This is a genomic window from Pseudonocardia hispaniensis (assembly GCF_042658695.1).
Classification (GTDB): domain Bacteria; phylum Actinomycetota; class Actinomycetes; order Mycobacteriales; family Pseudonocardiaceae; genus Pseudonocardia; species Pseudonocardia hispaniensis.
In genome coordinates this window covers 384,931-406,307 of record NZ_JBHSQW010000025.1, presented here as the reverse complement: position 1 = coordinate 406,307, position 21,377 = coordinate 384,931, and the positions used below count along the sequence as shown (strand labels likewise).

19 protein-coding genes are annotated in these 21,377 nt (G+C 70.8%); 9 read left to right on the top strand and 10 right to left on the bottom strand.

The features are described 5' to 3' along the window. Nucleotides 1–234: 234 nt before the first annotated feature. Nucleotides 235–1,197, bottom strand: a complete 963-nt coding sequence (locus tag ACFQE5_RS12550) for a LysR family transcriptional regulator (RefSeq protein ID WP_379585051.1) — start codon at nt 1,195–1,197, stop codon at nt 235–237. A 166-nt stretch (nt 1,198–1,363) separates the two neighbouring features. Between ACFQE5_RS12550 and ACFQE5_RS12545 the strand changes: the two genes are divergently transcribed. Next, the gene (locus ACFQE5_RS12545; RefSeq protein ID WP_379585050.1) at nt 1,364–2,137 is read left to right on the top strand and encodes an acetoacetate decarboxylase family protein; all 774 of its coding nucleotides are present in this window, start codon (nt 1,364–1,366) and stop codon (nt 2,135–2,137) included. Nucleotides 2,138–2,178: 41 nt separating this feature from the next. After that, nucleotides 2,179–3,069, top strand: a complete 891-nt coding sequence (locus tag ACFQE5_RS12540) for an alpha/beta fold hydrolase (RefSeq protein ID WP_379585049.1) — start codon at nt 2,179–2,181, stop codon at nt 3,067–3,069. Between the two features lie 120 nt (nt 3,070–3,189). Here ACFQE5_RS12540 and ACFQE5_RS12535 read toward each other — a convergent pair whose 3' ends face one another. Continuing rightward, nucleotides 3,190–3,417: an ATP-binding protein gene (locus ACFQE5_RS12535; RefSeq protein WP_379585069.1), complete on the bottom strand. Its 228-nt coding sequence runs from the start codon at nt 3,415–3,417 to the stop codon at nt 3,190–3,192. A 507-nt stretch (nt 3,418–3,924) separates the two neighbouring features. After that, a complete protein-coding gene (locus ACFQE5_RS12530) occupies nt 3,925–5,196 on the bottom strand; it encodes a bifunctional 3,4-dihydroxy-2-butanone-4-phosphate synthase/GTP cyclohydrolase II (RefSeq protein ID WP_379585048.1) in 1,272 nt (423 codons plus the stop codon). A gap of 179 nt (nt 5,197–5,375) precedes the next feature. Here ACFQE5_RS12530 and ACFQE5_RS12525 point away from each other — a divergent pair, with 179 nt between their 5' ends. Both ACFQE5_RS12525 and ACFQE5_RS12520 read left to right on the top strand, forming a co-directional pair. Beyond that, nucleotides 5,376–5,897, top strand: coding sequence for a flavin reductase family protein (locus ACFQE5_RS12525; RefSeq protein WP_379585047.1), 522 nt, complete (start codon nt 5,376–5,378; stop codon nt 5,895–5,897). Continuing rightward, on the top strand, nt 5,897–6,427 hold the full coding sequence (locus ACFQE5_RS12520) for an NAD(P)H-dependent oxidoreductase (RefSeq protein ID WP_379585046.1): 531 nt from the start codon (nt 5,897–5,899) through the stop codon (nt 6,425–6,427). Before ACFQE5_RS12525 ends, ACFQE5_RS12520 begins: the two co-directional genes overlap by 1 nt. Here ACFQE5_RS12520 and ACFQE5_RS12515 read toward each other — a convergent pair. From ACFQE5_RS12515 to ACFQE5_RS12505, 3 genes are read right to left on the bottom strand one after another with little or no spacing between them, the layout of a single operon-like run. After that, on the bottom strand, nt 6,411–7,340 hold the full coding sequence (locus ACFQE5_RS12515; RefSeq protein WP_379585045.1) for a hydroxymethylglutaryl-CoA lyase: 930 nt from the start codon (nt 7,338–7,340) through the stop codon (nt 6,411–6,413). The genes ACFQE5_RS12520 and ACFQE5_RS12515 overlap by 17 nt on opposite strands. A 17-nt stretch (nt 7,341–7,357) precedes the next feature. Next, nucleotides 7,358–8,590, bottom strand: a complete 1,233-nt coding sequence (locus ACFQE5_RS12510; RefSeq protein WP_379585044.1) for a CaiB/BaiF CoA transferase family protein — start codon at nt 8,588–8,590, stop codon at nt 7,358–7,360. 54 nt (nt 8,591–8,644) lie between these two features. Next, nucleotides 8,645–9,694, bottom strand: a complete 1,050-nt coding sequence (locus ACFQE5_RS12505; protein ID WP_379585043.1) for an AraC-like ligand-binding domain-containing protein — start codon at nt 9,692–9,694, stop codon at nt 8,645–8,647. 292 nt (nt 9,695–9,986) lie between these two features. Between ACFQE5_RS12505 and ACFQE5_RS12500 the strand changes: the two genes are divergently transcribed. Both ACFQE5_RS12500 and ACFQE5_RS12495 read left to right on the top strand, forming a co-directional pair. Further along, nucleotides 9,987–11,477: an aldehyde dehydrogenase gene (locus ACFQE5_RS12500; RefSeq protein ID WP_379585042.1), complete on the top strand. Its 1,491-nt coding sequence runs from the start codon at nt 9,987–9,989 to the stop codon at nt 11,475–11,477. 54 nt (nt 11,478–11,531) lie between these two features. Next, a complete protein-coding gene (locus ACFQE5_RS12495; RefSeq protein WP_379585041.1) occupies nt 11,532–12,710 on the top strand; it encodes an LLM class flavin-dependent oxidoreductase in 1,179 nt (392 codons plus the stop codon). Between the two features lie 51 nt (nt 12,711–12,761). Here ACFQE5_RS12495 and ACFQE5_RS12490 read toward each other — a convergent pair whose 3' ends face one another. The 4 genes from ACFQE5_RS12490 to ACFQE5_RS12475 all read right to left on the bottom strand — a co-directional run bounded on the left by ACFQE5_RS12490 (nt 12,762) and on the right by ACFQE5_RS12475 (nt 19,066). Next, the gene (locus tag ACFQE5_RS12490) at nt 12,762–13,037 is read right to left on the bottom strand and encodes a hypothetical protein (RefSeq protein ID WP_379585040.1); all 276 of its coding nucleotides are present in this window, start codon (nt 13,035–13,037) and stop codon (nt 12,762–12,764) included. Between the two features lie 95 nt (nt 13,038–13,132). Then, the gene (locus ACFQE5_RS12485; RefSeq protein ID WP_379585039.1) at nt 13,133–16,555 is read right to left on the bottom strand and encodes a BTAD domain-containing putative transcriptional regulator; all 3,423 of its coding nucleotides are present in this window, start codon (nt 16,553–16,555) and stop codon (nt 13,133–13,135) included. A gap of 58 nt (nt 16,556–16,613) precedes the next feature. Further along, entirely contained in the window at nt 16,614–17,786 is a 1,173-nt protein-coding gene (locus ACFQE5_RS12480) for an acyl-CoA dehydrogenase family protein (RefSeq protein WP_379585038.1), read from the bottom strand. A 56-nt stretch (nt 17,787–17,842) separates the two neighbouring features. After that, nucleotides 17,843–19,066, bottom strand: coding sequence for an enoyl-CoA hydratase-related protein (locus tag ACFQE5_RS12475; protein WP_379585037.1), 1,224 nt, complete (start codon nt 19,064–19,066; stop codon nt 17,843–17,845). A gap of 200 nt (nt 19,067–19,266) precedes the next feature. On the opposite strand from ACFQE5_RS12475, the gene ACFQE5_RS12470 reads away from it, so the two are divergent. From ACFQE5_RS12470 to ACFQE5_RS12460, 3 genes are read left to right on the top strand one after another with little or no spacing between them, the layout of a single operon-like run. Further along, a complete protein-coding gene (locus tag ACFQE5_RS12470; protein WP_379585036.1) occupies nt 19,267–19,458 on the top strand; it encodes a ferredoxin in 192 nt (63 codons plus the stop codon). 59 nt (nt 19,459–19,517) lie between these two features. Beyond that, nucleotides 19,518–20,804 (top strand): aromatic ring-hydroxylating oxygenase subunit alpha, encoded by a 1,287-nt coding sequence (locus ACFQE5_RS12465; RefSeq protein WP_379585035.1) that lies wholly within the window; start codon nt 19,518–19,520, stop codon nt 20,802–20,804. Then, a complete protein-coding gene (locus ACFQE5_RS12460) occupies nt 20,801–21,370 on the top strand; it encodes an aromatic-ring-hydroxylating dioxygenase subunit beta (RefSeq protein WP_379585034.1) in 570 nt (189 codons plus the stop codon). The genes ACFQE5_RS12465 and ACFQE5_RS12460 overlap by 4 nt, the downstream gene beginning before the upstream one ends. The last annotated feature ends 7 nt before the right edge of the window (nt 21,371–21,377 follow it).

Genomic DNA, 21,377 nt, shown 5'->3' with positions numbered 1-21,377 from the left:
ACTACATGCCCCCGATCGAACGGGAAATGCTGTACGCTACGGCCATCGCCCAACAGGGTGCGGTGGCCTGAACCTCAGCCTCTCGCAGACCCAGGACGGTTCACAACGACGCCATTCCAGCAACGGAATGCTAAGCCCAATCGACTACGAAGCAGCCCACACCGAGCCCGACCACGACCACTGACCTCACACCGTCAGTGTCCGGCGCTGGGGCCAAGCTCATCAAAGTCAAGCTCAGGTCTGGCCAGCCGGCCGAAGAGTCGTGAGCGGGAGGTCGGCGGCCGTGAGCACCGCCGGAACACATGTCGTGGCCGCCACCATCCGAGCCGTCTCGACGAAGTCACGGACCAGGTCAGACGTGTCGTCGCTACGCCAAGCGATCGCCACGTCGGAGGGCGGGATATCCACGACGGGAACCGCGGTTAGCCCGGGGCGGGAGTAGTACCTCAAGGTCGAGATCTGTGTGAAGCCGATTCCGCGGCCCGCGATCACCGCCTCGAGACACTCCTCGAGCTGCGAGATCTGCGCGCCGATGCGCGCCGTATGCCCGCCTCGTTGCTCCGTCGCGAGCCAGAAGTCCCGCCACGAGTCGGGTCCGTTCCGGGCGACGAAGGGCTGGTCCAGGAGCTGTTGGATCGTTACCTCCGACAGGCTGGCCAGGGGAGAGTCGACGCTGACCGCCAACACCCTCGGCTCCCGGAACAGTACCTCCGCGGACAGCCAGTCGGGGAGGTCGGTGGTTGGGCGGATGAAGGCGACGTCGACCGCGCCGTCAGCCAGGCCGACGAACGGGTCGGTGAGATCGCGCGAGCGCATCTCAGACCGCCGCAACGGATAGCGTTTCGCATATAGCGCCAGGATCCGAGGAGTCAGTTCGGCCGCGGCGTTGGCTTGGAACCCGACGAGAATCGACCGCCGATCGCGTTCGCCAGCGTGCCGGGTGACGTGGGCGATCCGCTCAGCGTCGGCGAGGAGAGACCGCGCCTCCGCCAGGAGCGTCTCGCCTGCGCGAGTGAGACTGACGCTCCGGCTCGTCCGCACCAGGAGCGGGACTCCCAGAGCGCTCTCCAGCTTGCGAATCTGCACGCTCAGGGACGGCTGGGCGATGTGAAGTCGTGCCGCAGCCCGACCGAAATGGAGCTCCTCGGCAACGGCGACGAAGTATCGCAGCGTCCGAAGTTCGAACGGTACGTCCATACCAGTGACACTAGCCCCGCAGGACGATCACCAAGAACGATAGGGGCTGGCTATCAATCGATAGTTCGGCAGTCTTGGACTCGCCTGGCCGAGAACGATCTGATGGAGCCGATCACCGCTGCTCGCACCAAGGAACGGGGCGAGCGGCACTCAATGAGGAGAACTCGTGACCACGACACCGGACCGGACCTACCACGGGATGCCGTCCCAACTGTGGGCGCCACCCGCCCCGCAGCTGATCCGGAACGCTCGCATGCTGATTGTCGGCTACGAGGCAGATCGTGCGGCCCTGGAAGCCGTCCTGCCGCCCGGGTTAACCGCGAATCCCAGCAACCTCGTCCAGATGAACATGTACGAGGTCGACTCCGCTCAGACCAGCGGTTTCGGCGGCTTCTCGCTGACCTACCTGACCGTCGAATTGGAGGGGCGCGACAGCGTCGCCGCCGACGGCGCGCTCCGGATCCCCGGCCGGTACTTCGCCTACTACTGGAACTCCTCGCCGCGGATGATCTCTTACGTGCGGGAGGTGGCAGGGATCCCCGCCCTCCCCGGATCCCGACGCAGCACGATCGAGTCAGGAACGCTGACATCGACCCTGACGGTCGACGGCAGGGACGTCATCACGGCCCGAGCCGCCGTCACCGAGACCCCTGCAGGGACACTTGGTGGACATCTCAACTACTACGCGCACCGCCAGTTCCCCGATCTTGCAGGGGGAACTGCAGTGCTGAGTGAGCTCGTCGAACTCCCCCTGCCGTTCGTCGTCGACCTGATCGACGCAACTGTCCAGGACATCACCTTCGACTTCCCGGACGACCATCCCGCGGCGGCGCTCGCCCCCACCTCGCCGCTGCGCACCCCGTCCGTCCTCTACGGCGACGTGACCTTCACCTACTCGACGGGCCGCCGCGTCCGCGACTATCTCGCGACAACCGACTGACTGGCCCGATGCGCCTTCCCTACCCCAGACAGGAGACTGTGATGGACGACATGACCCAGACGATCTCCGTGCCTCATCTCGGCACCTCCACCGTCGGCTACCGGTTCGGCAAGCCGTACAACCCTGCACTGCCCACCCTGGTGCTTACCAACTCGTTCACGACGTCGGTCGATCTCTACCGACCTCAGTTCGCCGACGAGTCGCTCAGCGACATCACCAACCTCCTGGCCATCGAGCCGTACGGCCACGGTGAGACCCGCGCGACTTACGACCAGTTCACATACTGGGACACCGCGATTGCGAACCTGCAGGTCCTCGACGCGCTTCAGATCCCGGAGGCCTTCGTCCTCGGCACGTCGCAGGGCGGCTGGATCGCGGCCCGGATGGCGATGCTCTCCCCAAAAAGGATCAAGGGAATCATCCCGCTCGGTACGTCAATGGACCACGAGAGCGCGCAGAGCCGAGAACTCGGCTGCTGGGACGGGATCGAGTTCTGCACGCCGTCGATCGACGCACTCGCGGGGAGTGTCGGCGATGACTGGGTCGTGCAGGACGAGTTCGTCGACGCCGTCCTCCAGGCTGGGCTGGGCGACTCGGTGTCGGCGGAGGATCGTGATTTCTGGCTCGCCGCGTACCGGAAGCACTACACCGGAGACGCGGGTAGACATCGCCTGCGGGTTAGCACGATCAACCTTCGCGACCGGGACGGTCTCCATGCACGGTTGGACGGGATTCGGTGCCCCGTTCTGTGGATGCACGGCACGGCCGACGCAGTCTACTCGGTGCGAAACGCCGAGCGGACGATCCCGCTGTTCGTCAACTCCGTGGGCGCCGAACTCATGGTCGTCGAAGGGGGCCAACACTTCCTCAGCGCCTCGGATCCCGATGCCGTGAACGCCGCAACCACGGAGTTCATCGCCAGGTGGCGGTAGCCACCACGTCGGCCACGTACCCCCTGGCGCGGGTCGGTGCTGCTGTCGTCGAGCGTGGTCACGTTCCCCGCCGCCCCAAGGCGTCCCAGCGTGGCTGCAGAGACATCCTGGACTTGAGTGTCAACACCGGCCGAATCCTGACCCGGGGTGGTCCGTCTGAAAACTGACCCACCTGGTTGTTGCTGGTCTTCGGTTGTCGGTTTTGGCGGCGGGGACGCGGCCGAGGTCGTGGTCTTTGAGCCGGTAGCTGTCGTGGTGGACGAGGCGGTCGATCATGGCGGCGGCGACGATGTCATCGCCGAATACTCCGCCCCGGCGCCCGAAGGGCTTGTTGCCGGTGACGACCAGGGAGGCGCAGTGGGACTCGGCCGAGCTTGACGAGATCGTCTTGGAGCCGGCCGGAGTGGTGGGCCTTGGCGAGGCGGGCGACCCATACGGCGGCGATGGCGAACAGCGTCCGATGGCTGGCCTGGCAAACGTGGATGCCGAGTCCGATCGACTGGTAGGTCGCCGGCGGGGATGTCGACCGGCGGAACCACAGATCGCACTGCGTCAACTCGACCCGGCTGATACTCGGTGCGCGAGACCGGATCCGGAATCCCGAACAGGGGCCGCAGCTCGGCGATACGCTCGGACAACAGCGTTCGGCCCCGCGTCCATCGCCGGTGCCGTCGGCGCCCGAGCGAACCGGTGCCGCGGTCCCGGTGGCCCCGGCCGGACGCACGGTCGTCGTATGCGACGCACGGGCCAGTGTCTGTTCGTGGCCTTACTACAGCTGTCTGTGCTGGGAAGGCCCGTGCTCCTCGTCGTTCTTTGCGGCGAGGGTGTGGCTGCGGCAGCGACCGCACGGCGGAGTCAGATCGCGTGGCGACCCGGTCCCCGGTGGTGCCCCATTCGGTCCTGCTTGGTCCGCAGGTACCGGATGTTGTGCGGGTTCTCCGCCGGAGGCAGGGCGACCCGGCTGACGATCTCCAGGCCGTGGCCGTCGAGGCCGCCGTACTTCGCCGGGTTGTTGGTGATCAGGCGGATCCGCCGGACACCCAGGTCGGTGAGGATCTGCGCGCCCGTGCCGTAGTTGCGCGAGTCGACGGGCAGTCCCTGTGCGGTGTTGGCGTCGACCGTATCGAGGCCCTGTTCCTGCAGCGCATAGGCCCTGATCTTGTGCGCGAGGCCGATGCCGCGGCCCTCGTGGCCGCGCAGGTACACGACCGCACCGCAGCCCTCGTCGGCGATGGCGCGCAGCGCCTGTTCGAGCTGGGCGCCGCAGTCGCAGCGCAGGGAGCCGAGGATGTCGCCGGTGAGACATTCGCTGTGCACGCGCACGAGTGCGCCGCCCGCGGAGCCGCCGGCCTCGGCCACGTCACCGAGAACCATGGCCAGATGCTCGGTCCCGTCGAGCGTGGAGCGGTAGGCCACGGCGCGGAAGTCGCCGAACACGGTGGGCATGGTCGAGGTGGCGACGTGCTCGATCAGGCGCTCGGTCGCGCGGCGGTAACGAACCAGGTCGGCGATGTCGAGCACGGGAAGGTCGTGCTCGCGGGCGAAGGCGCGGAGGCTCTCGCCGCGGGACATGGAGCCATCCGGGGCGACGATCTCGCCGATGACCGCGATCGGTTCGTGCCCGGCAAGGGTCATCAGGTCGACGGCGGCCTCGGTGTGGCCGGCCCGGACGAGCACGCCGCCGTCGCGGGCGCGCAGCGGGAACACATGTCCGGGACGCCGCAGGTCGGCCGGTCGCGTCGCCGGATCGGCGAGCGCACGCAGCGTCCGTGCCCGGTCCGCCGCGGACACGCCGGTGCCGCTGTCGACGTGGTCGACGCTGACGGTGAAGGCCGTGCCGTGGATGTCGGTGTTGGCGGCGACCATCTGCGGCAGCTGCAGCGCGTCGACCCGTTCCCCGCGCATGGGCGCGCACAGGATCCCCGTGGTGTGCCGGACGATGAAGGCCACCTGCTCGGTGGTGACCGTCGCGGCCGAGGTGACGAGGTCGCCCTCGTCCTCGCGGGCGGCGTCGTCGACGACGACGATCATGCGGCCGGCGGCGAGGGCGGCGACGGCCTGCTGGACCGCGCGCGTGGCCGGCAGCGCTGCGACAGCGTTCGTGGAGGTGTCTGCAGAGCGCGTCATCACAACCCTTTCCCGTGGCGTGCCCGGGGACGCTAATGGCGCATGGGGCGGCGAGCTATCCGCAGAGCGCGCCGCAATATCCACCGACAGGCAGAGGATCAAAGACCCGACGCCCCGCGGATATTCGACTGCCGTTCGCGGATAGTGCGTGACGCGGGCCCTCCATACCGTCGGTTCGCATGGACGACTGCACGCACCTCGATGTGCTCGCCGCCGCCGTGGAGCCGCGCCGACTGCGCGAGGTGCTCGGGCACTTCGCGTCCGGGATCGTCATCGTCACCGCCCACGACCAGCGGGCCCCGATGGGCTTCACCTGCCAGTCGTTCGCCTCGCTCTCGCTCGATCCGCCGCTGGTCAGCTTCTGCCCGGCGCGCACGTCCGCCACCTGGCCCCGCATCCGCGACGTCGGCCGCTTCTGCGTCAACGTGCTCGCGGACCACCAGGAAAAGCTCAGTGATGCATTCGCCCGCTCGGGCATCGACAAGTTCGCCGGTGTGCGGTGGCGCCCTTCGCCCGCCGGATCGCCGATCCTCGACGGTGTCTGCGCGTGGATCGACTGCGTCCTCGAGGATGAGTTCGACGGTGGCGACCACACCATCGTCGTCGGACGGATCCGGGATCTCGCCGCGGACCCCGCCCGGCTGCCGCTGCTGTTCCACCGTGGCGGTTACGGCATCTGCGCGGCCGAGGAGGCGAACTGATGCGCATCATCGGGCTCGTCGGCGGGCCCGAGTCAGGCGGACGCACCTCCACCGCGGTAGCTGAGGTGCTTGCCGGGACCGGCGCGGACACAGAACTGGTCGAGCTGAGCCGGACCGACGGACCGGCGCTCGCCGCGGCGCTCGCCGAGGCCGATGCCGTGATATTCGGCAGCCCGGTCTACCGCGCCACCTACAGCGCAGTGCTCAAGTCGGTCCTCGAGGACACCGAGCGCGGGACATGGGGCGAGACGAGCGCGCCGCTGCAGGGCAAGGCCGCGGCGACCGTCCTGACGGGCGCGAGCGCGCACCACTTCCTCGCCATGAACGACCTGCGCAACGTGCTGGCCGGGTTCTTCGCGGTCCAGGTGCTGTCGCCCGGGCTCTACCTCGACCACGGCGCCTACCTCGATCGAGTCACCCTGACCGAGGACGCGGCGGCGCTGGCGAAGGCCCACGGCGCGGCCTTGGCCGACCTCGCCGCGGCCGTTCGTGCGTCGAGGGCGCTCGCCGCGCTCACCCCGCAGGTGTGACGGATCGGGGCCGCGGCGGGCCGCCCGCGCGGTAGAGGTTGCTCGGCAGGTCGTGCCCGACCGCGCGTTCGACGACGGCGGCCGCGTCGAGAACCCGATCCAGGTCGAGCCCGGTGGCCACGCCGGATCCCTCCAGCAGGTACACGACCTCCTCGGTGGCGATGTTGCCGCTCGCGCCGGGTGCGAACGGGCAGCCACCGAGTCCCCCGACCGCCGCGTCGATCTGCGTCACACCGATCTGCACCGCGGCGAGCACGCATGCCAACCCGGATCCCCGGGTGTTGTGCAGGTGCACCCCGACCTGGACTCCCGGGCATGCCTCGCGGACGGCTTCGACGAGGGTGACGAGCCGGCCGGGGACGGTCGTGCCGATGGTGTCGCCCAGACAGAGCCGGTCGACGCCGAACCCGACCGCCCTGCGTGCCACCTCGACCGTGCGCCGGATCGGAATCGGGCCGTCGAACGGACAGTCCCAGGCGACGGCGAGGATCGCCTCGCACAGTCCGCCGGCGTCATGGGCGAGCCTGGCGATGTCGGCGGTGGCGGCCACCGCGTCCTCGGTCGTGCGCCGCGCGTTGGCGAGGCTGTGCCCGTCGGACACGGAGATGACGTACTCCAGGTTCGGCATGCCCGCTGCGACCGCGCGGCGGGCGCCGCCCAGACCCGCGACCAGCGCAGAGAACTCGAGCCCGGGCCACCGATCGAGTTCGGCGACGATCTGCTCGGCGTCCGCGAGCGCCGGCACCGCGCTGCGGGACACGAAGGAGGTCACCTCGACGCGGCGGACACCGGTTGCCGCCACCGCGTCGAGGATCTCCAGCTTGGCCTCCAGGGGGATGGGCGCCTCGAGCTGGAGGCCGTCGCGGAGCCCGACCTCGCGGAGGTCGACCGCGGCCGGAAGGGCGGTGCTCATCGTGGTCTCCTGCCTGGTCAGACGACGCGGTCGGTGGTGAGCGCGACGAGCTGCTCGTCGGTCAGCCCGAGCAACTCCCCGTAGACCTCGGCGTTGTGCGTGCCGGGCTCCGGTGGACCCGCCCAGCGCACCGTGCCCGGTGTCCGACCCAGCTTCGGGATCACACCCGGGCCGAGGACGTCCTTGCCGATGCCCTCGTCATGGTGGACAAGGAGCATCTCGCGGGCCTGGAACTGCGGGTCGCGCACGACGTCGGCGACGGTGTTCACCGGGCCCACGACGACCCCGGCCTCCTCCAGCAGGCACGTCACGGTGCCGGCGTCGAACCGGCCCGCCCACTCGGCGACGATCGCATCGATCTCGTCCTGGTGGCGGCCGCGGGCGGTGTGGGTGGCGAAGCGCGGGTCGGTGACGAGTTCCGGGCGTTCCATTGCCGCACAGAGCCGGGCGAAGACGGTGTCCTGGTTGGCGGCGATGATCAGCCATCGACCGTCGGCGCAGCGGTAGAGGTTGGAGGGCGCGAGCCCGTCCAGACGTGTCCCGCCCGGACCGCGGACGAGCCCGGTCACCGAGTAATCGGGGATGGTCGATTCCAGCAGCGCCAGGCAGGACTCGGTGAGGGAGACGTCGACGACCTGGCCGCGGCCGGCGTGGGGGCCGCCGTCGCGGTCTCGGGCATACAGCGCCGTGAGCACGCCCTGCGCGGCGAACATGCCAGCCAGCGAGTCGCCGATCGACAAGGCCGCTCGCGGGGGCGGCCCGCCCGGGAAGCCGTTGAGATGGCGCATGCCGCTGACCGCCTCGGCCACCGAGGCGTAGCCGGGGCGTCGGCTGTAGGGGCCGGTCTGGCCGTAGCCGGACACGCGCGCCAGCACGATGCGCGGGTTGCGCTCGCTGAGCATGTCGTAGCCCAGGCCCCAGCGCTCCAGCGTGCCGGGGCGGAAGCTCTCCACGAGGACGTCGGCGTGGTCGACCAGATCGAGGAAGAGCTCGCGGCCGCGGGGACGGCGCAGATCAAGAGTGATGCAGCGCTTGTTGCGGGCATGCACGGTCCAGAAGAAGTGCCTGCCGTCGAGCTCGGCCTGGCCCCAGTCGCGCAACGGGTCGGGCCGGTCCGGGGCCTCGATCTTGATGACGTCGGCGCCATGGTCGGCGAGCAGCCGTCCGCAGAAGGGGCCGGCGATCAGGGTCCCGAGCTCGAGGACCCGAATGCCATGCAGCGCAGGGGATGTGGACTCGTCATCGGGCACGACCCCGACGCTAGGAGGGGTTGCGGCGCAGCGATATCCGCCGAGCGCCGTCGACTATCCACCGGTGGTGCTGCCCTGTGAATCAGCCCGTGAACTGGCTCGCAGCGTGTCCCGGGGCAGCTCGCCGAAGCGCTCCCGGTACTGCTGGGCGAACCGGCTCTGGTGCAGGAAACCCCACCGCAGCGCCACATCCGTGACGCGCACGACGGTCGGGTCGCTGCGCAGGAGCTCGGCGCGAACATGATCGAGCCGGATCCGGCGCAGGTAGCTCATCGGAGTCTCGCCAAGGGCCTGCTGGAACGTGGCGTGCAGCGACCGGACGCTCATACACCCGACGCGGGCCAGTTCCTGCGGGGTGAGTGGTTCGTCGGCGTGCTGCTCCATGTAGTCGAGCACCGGCGCGAGACGACTGTTGCGCACCGGTTCCGCCGGGGCGGCCAGGGCGTCGGTGAACTGGTGGCGACCTGCGTGCAGGAGCTGAGTCATGACGAACGCTTCGAGTTGCTCGCGCGCCAGCGGCAGGTCCGCCAGCCCCCCGGGACGATCCAGCTCGCGAGCCAGGAACTCGACGGACGACAGCAGGGTCGAACCCTGCGGTGTCGTCAGGTCGAGGCCGAAGTCGAAGTCGACGACCTCGTGGACGGGGCGGCCCAGCAGGTCGCCAAGGTGGTTCTCCAGGCTCCGCCGCGGGATCTTGAGGATCAGCTGCCCGGCGTCGGGGGACCACCGGACCGTGTTCTGCTGCTCGGGGGAGAGGACCACACCGCTGCGCCGGGCCCGCGTGGTGGCCCGGTCCCCGTCGGTGCGGTCGGCGTCCGTGCGGCCGGTGACCGTCAGGTTCACGTGGTAGTTGGTCTCGGTCGCGGGCATGACGAGCTTCGCGCACGACTGGTAGGTCAGGTACCCCAGCGTGAGGATGCGGTCGGTCACCGCATTCAGCGTCATCGCGACGTTGTCGTTCGGTGCGGTCAGGTCGTGGTCGAGGTAGACCCGCGTGACCGCCTCCCGCGCCTCCTCCAGGCTCCGCGTTCCCAGCACCGGGAAGCTGCCCAGAGGTGGCACGTCGCTGTTCATGCCGGGAGCTGTCACGGGAACTGCGTTCATCGGAACGGCACCTCCTCGTGTCGGGGCCGCCGCTGACCCAGCGCGGCCTCGGCTCGGTTGAGCGTAGGGAGGCCACCAGGGGCCCACCAGCCGTTGGGCGCACAAGGGCTATCCGCTGAGTGCACGCCTCGTCCCGCAGGACTCTCCTCGCACCCGCCTCGAAGTTCTCTGCGCTCAACGGATCGAGCGCCGCAGCCGACGGATATCGACGGGTTCCGGCCGATCTTTAGCGTCGCCGGGCAACAGCCGCTGCCGTCGCGGTAGCGCCCCACTCCCGGCGAAGGAGAGGTCGATGACGTCCACCCCACCGAGTCAGCTCGAGGAGTTCAAGCTCTTCATCCACGGCACGTCGGTCGACGCCCGCTCCGGTGCGAGCTTCGAGTCCGAGAACCCCTACACCGGCTCCGCCTGGGCACGGATTGCCGACGGGAACGCCGACGATATCGACGATGCGGTGGCGTCCGCGCGGGCGGCGTTCGAGGGCGAATGGGGCGCCATGACGGGCTTCGAGCGGGCAGCGATCATGCGCCGGTGCGGCGATGCCATCGCCGCCAACGCCGAGCGGCTGGCGCGCCTGGAGGTCAACGACTCCGGCAAGCTGCTCCGCGAGATGCGCGGGCAGCTCACGAGCCTGCCGCAGTGGTACTACTACTTCTCCGGGCTGGCCGACAAGCTCGAGGGCCGGACGGTTCCGCCGGTCAACCGGAACTACTTCGCCTACACCCAGCGAGAGCCCGTCGGTGTCGTCGGGGCGATCACCCCGTGGAACTCGCCGCTGCTGCTGCTGACGTTCAAGCTCGCGCCCGCGCTCGCCGCCGGCTGCACCATGGTCGTGAAGCCATCGGAGCACGCGCCGGCGTCGACGGTCGCCTTCGCCGAAGTGCTGCACGAGGCAGGTCTGCCCGCCGGCGTGCTCAACGTCGTCACCGGCCGGGACCGCTCGACCGGTGAGGCGCTGTCGCAGCATCGCGGCGTCGACAAGATCGCGTTCACCGGCTCGTCGGCGACCGGCGCCAAGGTTGCGGAGGCGGCGGTGCGGAACCTCAACCGTGTCACGCTCGAACTCGGGGGGAAGAGCCCGCAGATCGTGTTCCCCGACGCCGACCTCGACGCCGCCGCGAACGGCCTCGTCGCGGGGGTGTTCGCGGCCACCGGCCAGACCTGCATGGCCGGTTCCCGGCTGATCGTGCACGCCGACGTGCACGACGCCCTCGTGGCCAAGGTCGTCGCCCGCGCGAACTCGATCAAGCTTGGTGACCCCACCGAGGCGGAAACCGAAATGGGTCCGGTTGCCAACCGTCCTCAGTACGAGAAGGTCCTCGGGTACCTGAAGGGCGCGGCGGCGGAGGGCGCCACCTTCGCCTGCGGCGGTGAGCCCGACGCGAAGCGCGGCGGTCTGTTCGTCCGGCCGACGGTGGTCACCGACGTGACCCCGGAGAACACCATCGTGCGGGAAGAGGTGTTCGGGCCCGTCCTGGCCGCCTACCCGTTCACCGACGAGGCGGACGCGGTCAAGCTCGCCAACGACACGCCCTACGGTCTGGCCGGCGCCGTGTGGACCAAGGACGTCCACCGCGCCCACCGCGTTGCCGCCAAACTTCGCGCCGGCACCGTGTGGATCAACGCCTACCGGGTCATCGCGCCGAACATGCCCTTCGGCGGCTTCGGTGCGAGCGGCATCGGCCGGGAGAACGGCATCGACGCGCTCGCCGAGTACACGGAGACCAAGTCGGTGTTCGTCGAGCTGACCGGCGGTACTCGCGACCCCTTCCAGCTGGGTTGATTCACCCGCCTCGACTTCCCGGCCGTTCCGGCCCACCAGATGAAGGAGACCGTCATGACCATCACCGCCAACGAACGCCTCGGACTCGCCCCGACCGATCCCCGGCCGGCGAACGAGACCACGCCGCTGGTCGACCGTAGGACGACCAACCCCCTGCTCGGCGACCAGAAGATGAAGCTCGGCCTGTTCGGCACGAACTGCTCGTACGGGCTGATCATGTCGCACGCCCCGAGCACGTACCGCGTCACCTGGGAGCACACCAAGGAGATCGCCCAGCGGGCCGACGCCATGGGCATCGACGCGCTCGTCCCCATCGCCCGGTGGAAGGGCTTCGGCGGCTCGACGAACTTCAACGGCAACTGCTTCGAGACCTACACGTGGGCGGCCGGTATCGCCGAGGCGACCGAGCGAATCGCCGTCGCCGCGACGTCTCACCTGCCCACCGTGCACCCCATCGTCGCTGCCAAGTCCGCCACGACGATCGACCACATCTCTGGCGGCAGGTTCGCGCTCAACCTCGTGATGGGCTGGGTGCCGCCGGAGATGGAGATGTTCGGCAGCGAGCAGCGCGAGCACGATGAGCGCTACGCGTTCGGCCAGGACTGGATCGACTATGCCAACCGCCTCTGGAGCGAGAAGGGCTCCTTCGACGTCGACAGCACGTACTTTCGCGGCCGCCTCGTCGAGGCCTACCCGAAGCCGCACCAGGCGCCCCGGCCCGTTTTGATCAACGCCGGCAACTCGCCCGCGGGCATCGAGTTCTCCGCGCGCAACGTCGACATCAACTTCGCGTCGCTCGACACGCTCGAGAACACCAAGGCCTACACGGACACGGTCAAGTCCAAGGCGCGCAACGAGTACGGTCGCGACATCGCGGTCATGACCTACGGCCTGATCGTCTGCCGCGACACCGAGGCGGAGGCGAAGGCGGATTTCCAGCGCGTCGTCGACGAGGGTGACTGGGGCGCCGCCGGGAACGTGATCAAGATCGCCGGATCGGGTGCGAGCGAGTCGTTCGATCACGCGGTGCGCGAGATGCAGGAGCGCTTCATCGCCGGATGGGCCGGTTACCCGATCGTCGGCACCCCCGAGCAGGTCACCGAGGAGCTCGGCAAGCTCAACGAGGCCGGCATGGAGGGCATGATCTTCGGGATGATCGACTACAACGAGGAGCTCAAACACTTCGACGCCGAGGTCATGCCGCTGCTCCAGCAGGCCGGCCTGCGGCACTGATCGGGGCCGCGCCACCCTGCCGGCACGTGAGGACGAGACCCGGCGGCCCGGTCACGGCACCAGCACTCCTCGCCCGTGCATCCGCCCGCTCTCCAGGTCGGCGATGGCGTCCGCGAACGCGTCCAGCGGGTAGGTGCGGGTGCGGAGGCTCATGCCACCGACCGCGGCGAGTGCGATGAGCTCGCGCAGGTCGTCGTGGGTGCCGACCGCGTTGCCGACCACGCTGATCTCGGGAAGCACCAGGTTGAACGTCGGGACGCGCAGCTGCCCGCCGTAGCCCGGCGACGGCGGGCACCCCTCGTCGGCCCGCCGCCGCCCGGCGGCCAACCACCCCGAGGTTCTCGGGGTGACCGCGCACAGGCTCGCCCCAGCCGGTCGTAAGCCGGTCGCGCCGCGGTCGCAGCGGACTGTGAACGCGGGGGTCAGTGCACGGTCGTCGTGAAGGTGAGTCGGCGGGACCAGCCCGTCATGCCGAGCCGGTCGAACGCGGTGCCCGCCGCAGTGAGGTACGACGCGGCCGCGGCGGCGTCGCCCGCCCTCAGGTGCATGCGGGCTTCGTCGTGGTCGACCACGGCGCGCAGGGGGAGCGCCCCCTGGGCGTCCAGGACGGCACGGGCGGCGTCGAACCAGGTGTGCGCCTCGGCCGCGCGGCCGTCGAGGGCGCACAGCCGGGCCAGGGCGAGCCGGGCGTCGGTCATCGGGAAGCGGAAGTCGGCCGGCAACGCCTTGTCCCGCAGCGCACGCTCGACGACGGCGAGATGGTCGCGGCGGTCGAGCAGCCAGAGCGTCTCGGCGACCTCGCAGGCCGTGCGCGTGTAGTTCGGTGCCCATGCGGGCGCCAGGCTCAGCGCGCGGACGGGCCGGGCGAGCAGGGCCAGCGCCGCGTCGGCACGGCCCATACGAGCCTGCGCGCGGGCACCGACGCCGGCGATCCCGGCGCTGCCCCAGTGCCGGTCCGGGCCCGGGGCCATCCAGGGCGCGAACCGGTCCATGCGTTCCGGCCAGCCCTCGTCGAGCGCCGTCGCCAGCGCATCCTCCGCACCCTGGTGGTGCAGAAGTTGCCAGCCCAACGGGATCCCGGAGAGCCGCGCGACCAGCTGCCGGGTGTGCTCCAGCGTGGTCACGGCTTCGGCGAGGTCGCCGAGGGCGACCTGGCAGCGGGCCTGCCCGGCCCGGCAGTACACCGCCCACGCGAGCCGCCCGTGCGCCTCGGCGTCGTCGGCCTCCTGCGCGAACAGCGGCACCGCGGCGGCGTAGTCGCCGAGCAGGAAGGCCGCGACGGTCGGGTCGGCAGCCGCCGCTGCGGGAATGCGGCTGCGGCGACCGTAGACGGCGGCGACGGCGTAGCGGGCCAGGTCGCCCCGCCGGACGAGCTGCCCGGACTCGTGCAGGATCCGCAGCGCGCCGCGCCGCCCGGGCAGGTCGAGCTGCATCCCCGGATGGGTGGGATCGGCCGCTTCGCGCCGGTCGAGGTCCAGGAGGGTCAGCACCGCCCAGGACTGCGGGTCGTCGCCGTCCGGGCCCGTCGCCGAGCGGACCGCGGTCGCGGCGAGCTGCCACGCGTGCGTGGTGCTGCCCGCCGTCGCGAGCACGGTGGCGACCTGGGCGATCACGGCGGGCCCCGCTCCCGCGGCGGCCGCGGCCCGCGCGGTATCGACGGCGTCGTCGAAGCGCAGTGCCCACGCCAGCGCGGCCGCTCGGCGACCCAGCAGGTCGGCGCGCCGGTCGTCGTTCGCGGGCAGGAGATCGCAGGCGATCTGCAGGAAGGTCGCCTGCTCGTCGTGCGCGCCCGCGGCCCCGGCACGGTCGGCCGCCTCCAGAGCCGGGTCGACACCCGAGCCCGGCTCGCCGCGCAGTGACGCCGCGTGGTGGTACTGGATCGCGACCTCGGCCGCGCTGATCCGGGCCCCGTTCGCGCGGGCGGCGGCGAGCGCGGCCGCGACGTCGCGGTGCAGACGCAGTCGCCGTGACGGGTTCAGCTCCCGGCGGACGGTGTGCCGGATGAGCGCGTGGGTGAAGTCGTAGCGGTCGGGGACCGGGTCGGGGACGACGAGCGCGGCCCGCAGGGCCTCGTCGAGCGCGGCGAGGCCGTCGGCGTCCGACAATCCGGCGGCGCTGCGGATCGGTTCGAACAGGAACGGCCCCTCGACCGTCGCGGCGACGTCGAGCAGTCGGTTCGTGACGTCGGTGAGCCGGCGTCGCCTGCGCGCGATCACCTGGCGGACGCCCTCGGGCACGATCGCGAGCGGCATCCGGGTCCGCAGCGCTCCGTCCGGTCCGGCGTGCAGCTCCCCCTCCTCGCGGAGGTGCTGAACGATCTCGCGAGCGAAGAAGGGGTTGCCGTGGGTCTCGGCCCAGACGGCCTCGACGAGGTCCGCGGCGACAGGGGCGTCCGCGATGGCGCGCATCAGCTGCTCGACCGCCCCGCGGTCGAGCCCGGCGAGCCGCAGTTCGCTGCACTCCGCCTCGCTGCGCAGCGCACCGAGGGCGTCGGCGAGCGGATGCTCGTCGGTCACCTCGCTGGCCCGGTAGGCGCCGACCACCAGGAGCCGATGCCCGAGCGTGCTGCGGGCGACGTGCCTGAGCATGGCGACCGTGCCGTCGTCGGCCCAGTGCAGGTCGTCGACGATCAGCACGACCGGCGCCTCGACGGCGCACCCGACCAGGAAGCGCGCCATCCCGTCCAGCAGGTGCATCCGCCGCTCGTCGGGTTGCAGCGCCGGGTCGGCGGGCGTGCGGCCGTCCTGGAGCAGCTGTCCGAGGGCCGACGGAGCGGGCCGGCCGTCCAGGAACGCCTCGATCGCCTCGACGAACGGATGGAACGGCAACGCGCCGGAACCGTCCAGGCTTCGACCGGCGAGCACGCGTGCGCCGCGGGTGGCCGCCTGCGCCCCCAGCTCGGCCAGCAGGCGGCTCTTGCCGATGCCGGGCTCGCCGGACACGAACGTCACCCGACCCCGGCCCGCGGACGCGTCCGCCAGATGGCTGAGCAGGGTCGCCAGCTCCCGCTCGCGACCGAAGCACGACTCGGCCTGCCGGACGCGGGCCGGCCCTCGCGACGAGATCCGCAGCTGCAGCGCCGGATCCTGGGCGAGGATCGCCGCCTCCAGCTGCCGCGCCTCCGGAGTCGGGGCGACCCCGAGTTCGTCGGCCAGCACGGCGCGCAGCCGCCGGAACGCCTCCAGCGCCTCGCCCTGCCGTCCGTCCCGGTACAGCGCGAGCATGAGCTGCATCCACCGCCGCTCGCGCAGCGGCTCCTCGGCGACCAGCTTCTCGCACTCCGCCACGGCGTCCCGGTGACCGCCCGCGGCCAGGACCGAGGCCATCCGCTCCTCGACGATCGACGCGCGCAGCTGCTCCAACCCGGCCACCTCGGGGCGGGCGAACGCGCGGTCGGCGAACTCGGCGAATGCCGGGCCCCGCCACAGCGCGAGGGCCTCGTCGAACCGGCCGATCGCCGCCGCGTGCTCGCCCCGCTCGGCCGCCCGCCGCCCCTCCACGACCAGCGTCCGGGCCATCGCCACATCGGTGGTGACGCCCTCCAGCGCATAGCCCGGCGGCCGCGTGACAATCGCGGCATCCCCGCAGCCCTCGAGCCGCCTGCGCAGCCGCAGCACGTAGTTCTGCAGCGTCTTCGCCGCCGTCCGGGGTGGCGACTGCCCCCACAACGCGTCGACCAGCCGATCCTCGGCGACGACCTCGCCCACGTGCATCGACAGCACCGCCAGCAGACAACGTTCCTTCGGTCCCGCGGGTTGCACCGCGCCGCCGCCCGGCCCGACCACCTCCACGGTGCCGAGGACTCGCAGCATCGCCTGCACGCCGACCAGGATCACGCCGCCCATCGGACGTGTCCAGGTGCTCTGCTGCGACCCGCGCCCGACCCGGATCTGACAGTCCCCCTCAGTAGGAGGCGGGGAGGTCGAGGCTGTGGTGGGCGATGTGGTTGAGGATCATCTCGCGGCTGATCGGGGCGGTCTTGAGCATGCGGGTGAGGAACCAGAGGTCGGCGAGGCCGTATTCGAGGGCGAGGCCGTTGCCGCCGTGGGTTTGGATGGCTTGGTCGAGGGTGCGTAGGGAGGTGTCGGCGGCGGTGAGTTTGGCGATGTTGGAGGCTTCGGCGGCGTCGGCGCCGGTGTCGAAGAGTTCGGCGGCGCGGTAGGTCATCAGGCGGGAGAGTTGGGTGCCGATGTAGGCCTCGGCGAGGGGGTGGGCGATGCCTTGGTGGGCGCCGATGGGGGTGTGCCAGACCTGGCGGTGGCGGGCGTAGTGGGTGGCCTTGGTCAGGGCGTAGCGGGCGATGCCGTTGCTGATGCAGGCGGCGGTGATGCGTTCGGGGTTGAGTCCGGCGAAGACCTGGCGGAGTCCGTTGCCGGGTTGGCCGATCAGGGCGTCGGGGCCGATGTGGACGTCGTCGAAGTAGACGGTGAACTGGCGTTCGGGTTGGTGCAGGGCGGCGGGGATGGGGTGCCAGGTCAGGCCGGGGGTGTCGGTGGGGACGATGAACAGGGACAGGGGGTGGCGGCCGGTGGGGCCGGGGGTGGGGGCGCGGGTGACGACGAGCACGGCGTCGGCCTCGTCGATGCCGGAGGTCCAGTACTTGGTGCCGGTGATGCGGTAGCCGCCGTAGGTGTCGTCGGGGTGGGCGGTGGTGGTGATCTGGTGGCTGTTGGAGCCGGCGTCGGGCTCGGTGATGGCGAAGGCCATCTTGCGGGTGCCGTCGGCGATGCCGGGTAGCCAGCGTTGTTTGAGCTCGTGGCTGCCGTGGGCGTTGATGATCGACCCGCAGATGGCGGGGGAGATGACCATCATCAGCAGGGGGACGCCCTGGGCGGAGGCCTCCTCGACCACGACGGCCAGATCGGACAGGGTGCCCCCGCCGCCGCCGTAGGCCTCGGGCAGGTGCACCCCGAGGAACCCGGCCGCGCCCAGCTCGCTCCACAGCTCGGTGGGCTCGGCGTGGGCGCGGGCCTTGGCCATGAAGTAGTCGTGCCCGTACCGGCCGACCAGCTTGGCCACCGCCTCGCGCAACACGGCCCGCTCCGCGGTATCAGCAACGATGAGCGAGGTGGTCATGATTCTCCTTCGGCTTCGGCCGCCTCCGCGCGACCGGGAATGGGGTGGACCGGTGCTCAGCGCCCGGTGAAGTCCGGCCTGCGGCGCTCGGTGAAGGCGCGCAGTCCCTCCTGCAGGTCCGCCGAGCGGCCCGCGGCCACGATGGACTCGCGCTCGGCGAGCAGTTGCTCGTGCAGCGGCGTGTCGTGGCTGTCGCGCAGGAGCCTGCGGACCGCCCCGAACGCGGCGGTCGGGCCGGCGGCGATCCGGATGGCCTCGGCGCGTGCCTCCTGCGCCAGCCGGTCGGCGGGTACCACCCGGGTGACCAGGCCCCAGTCGAGGGCCTCCGCGGCGCTCAGCCTGCGCCCGGTGAGGAGGAGTTCGCGGGCGCGACGCTCGCCGACGAGCCGCGGCAGCGTCCAGGACAGGCCGCCGTCCGCGGTCAGCCCAATACCGCCGTAGCCCACGGTGAACACCGCGTCCTGCGCGGCGATGACCACGTCGGACACACAGACCAGCGCCAGCCCGACGCCCGCGGCCGCGCCCTGCACGGCGGCGACCACCGGGGCGTCGAGTGCGGCCAGCCGCTCGATGACGACGGAGATGTCGTCGACCATCGCGCCGAGCGCCCCGGGCAGATCCGTCGCGGCGGTCGACCGGAAGTGCTCGATGTCGCCGCCCACGCTGAACATCGGACCCGCGCCGGTCAGCAGCACGGCGCGCACCGACCGGTGCGCAGCCAGCGCCCGGGTGAGGCGCACGAGGTCGGCCCCCATCCGGGCGTCGACCGCGTTGTGCTGCGCGGGACGGTCCAGCAGCACGGTGGCCAACCCGTCCGCGACGGTCAGCCGCAGAGTCTCGTACGGCGCCGCGGCCTGCCGCCACAGCGCGGTGTCGGTGAACTGTTCGAGGGCGGTGATCCGGCCCTCGGACAGCGTGAGCAGGTGGGCGAAGCCGGCGTCGAGCTCCGCCCCGCCGCGACGGCCGGACCCGCGGTAGCGGCCGAGCACCAGCAGCCTGCCGCCCTCGACGGTGTGGAAGCGCTCGGGTACCGCGCGGACGGCGAAGTGTCTGCCGATCTCGCCCCAGCCTGCGCGCCACATCTCGTCGGGGCCCTTGTGTTCGCCGCCGACGCCGACGGGCATGCCGTCGGCCAGTCGTCCGACGAACTCCGGGGCCAGCAGGTCACCGAGGGAGGCGGTGTCACCCGCGGCCAACGCGTCGTAGAGGCGACGGGCCACCTCGGCGTCGGCGCCGGAGGTCTCGACCCGGGTGTCGGGGTTCGCGGGCACCGCGGTCACCGTCCCTTCTTTTCTAATACAGAATAGAGAGGGGTGCGAGGTGTCGTCAACGCGAGTGGATCGGCGCGTCCTCCGTCGCGCGGGTCGACTTGACAGGTCGGACCGGGCGTGGTGTCCTCCGTAGTCGTTAATACAAGTTAAAAACGGGTGCTCGGGTCGCGCTGCCGGACGCGGGCCGGCGCCCACCGAGGAGGTCGGTCATGCGAGTGCACGCCGACATGGCCAGATGCACGGGACTGGGGCTGTGCGAGTCCATCGCCCCCGAGTTCTTCGAGATCCAGGACGACGGCACGCTGGCGGTGCTGCGGTCGGACGTCGAGGAGGCGGACCGCGCGGTCCTGACCGAGGCGATCCGCGCCTGCCCCACCGAGGCCCTCCGGATCGAGGGATGAGCGTGGCCGGGTCCCGCGCCTGACCGGACGACGACCGCCACCAGGAGGAAGGAACGAGGGTGACGCTCACGGACAGGCCCGGTCGGGCGGCCGGGCCCGCGGCCCCTTACGACGAGCTGATCCAGCCGGAGCGCGTGCACGGGTCGCTCTACACATCGCCGGAGATCTTCCGGGACGAGTTGGAACAGATCTTCTACCGCTGCTGGGTCTACGTCGGCCACGTCAGCGAGATCGCCGAGCCGAACGACTACGTGCGCAAGAACATCGGCCCGCAGGACGTCATCATGACCCGGGGCCACGACGGACAGGTGCATCTGCTGCTCAACCGGTGTGCCCACCGCGGCAACCTGGTCTGCGAGGCCGACCGGGGCAACTCCAGCTCCTTCCGGTGCCCGTACCACGGGTGGACCTACCGCAACAACGGCGACATGCTGGGCTACCCGTTCCCTCAGGGATACGGGGGTCGCGGCAGGTTGAACCTGGGGCTGGGCCGGGTGCCGCGGGTCGGTGTTTACCAGGGCTTCGTGTTCGGCAGCTTCGCCGAGGACGGGCCATCGCTGCACGAGCACCTGGGCGAGGCCAAGGGCGAGATCGACCGCCTCGTGCGGCTCTCGCCGGAGGGCGAGGTCCAGCTGACCGCGGGCTTCCTCAAGCACCGCGCCCGCGCGAACTGGAAGCTGTTGGTCGAGAACGAGACGGACGGCTACCACCCGCAGTTCGTGCACGCGTCGATCTTCAGCGTCGCGGAGAGCGGCATCGGCGCGCTGTACGGCGAGAAGTCGACCGCGGTGACCCGCAACCTGGGGAACGGGCACAGCGAGAACGACCTGCGCCCCGAGTTCCGCAGGCTGGCCACGCCGCTGGGCTGGTTCGGCACCACGGAGCGGAAGATGCCGAACTACGTGGCGGCCATGAAGGACCGGTACGGGGACGCGGCGCAGGAGATCCTCATCGAGGGCGCCCCGCACGTGATGGTGTTCCCGAACCTGTTCATCGCCGAGATCCAGCTGTTCCAGATCCAGCCGCTCGCCGCCGATCTCACGGTCCAGCACGTCACGGCCGTGCAGCTCAAGGGCGCCCCGGAGATGAACGCCCGGATGGTGCAGCAGTGCATCGGTTCGGTGGGCCCGGCCGGCATGTTGCTCGCGGACGACACCGAGATGTACGAGCGCAATCAGGTCGGCGTGGCCGAGCTGCGTCCGGAATGGCTCGACATCCGCCGCGGCGTGCAGCGCGAGCAGGTCGACGAGCGTGGCCTCACCATCGGCGGCGCTACCGACGAGACCGGCATGCGCGGGTTCTGGCAGCACTACAAGCACCTGATGACGAAGGGGCGCGCCCGGTGAGTACGTCCATCACCCCGACCACGACGACCGCGCCGCAGGGCCCGCTCGGGGACCCGGTGGAGGCGCCGTCGCCCCGTCCCGACGGGCACGGCCCGCTGGACATCCGCGACGTCGAGCAGTTCCTCTACCGCGAGGCGCGCTACGCCGACGAGCACCGGTACGACGAGTGGGAGGGCCTCTGGACCTCCGACGCGCTCTACTGGGTGCCCGCCAACGACGACGACGCCGACCGGATGACGCAGATGTCGATCGTGCACGACAACCGCAACCGCATCGGCACCCGGATCCGGCAGTTCAAGACCGGCCGCCGGCACTCCCAGGTGCCGCGCTCGCGGCTGCGCCGGGTGGTCTCGAACATCGAGATCGAGGGCGTCGCGGAGAACGGCGACACGATCGTCGGCGCGAACTTCGTCCTGGTGGAGTCCCGGGAGCGCAGCAAGGAGCTGTGGGCGGGGCGCTACACCTACCGGCTGCGCGTGGTGGACGGCGCGATCGCCCTGGCCTACAAGAAGGTCGCGCTCGTCGACAACGCGCGGGCCATTCCGACGATGTCGTTCCTCATCTGAGGAGGCC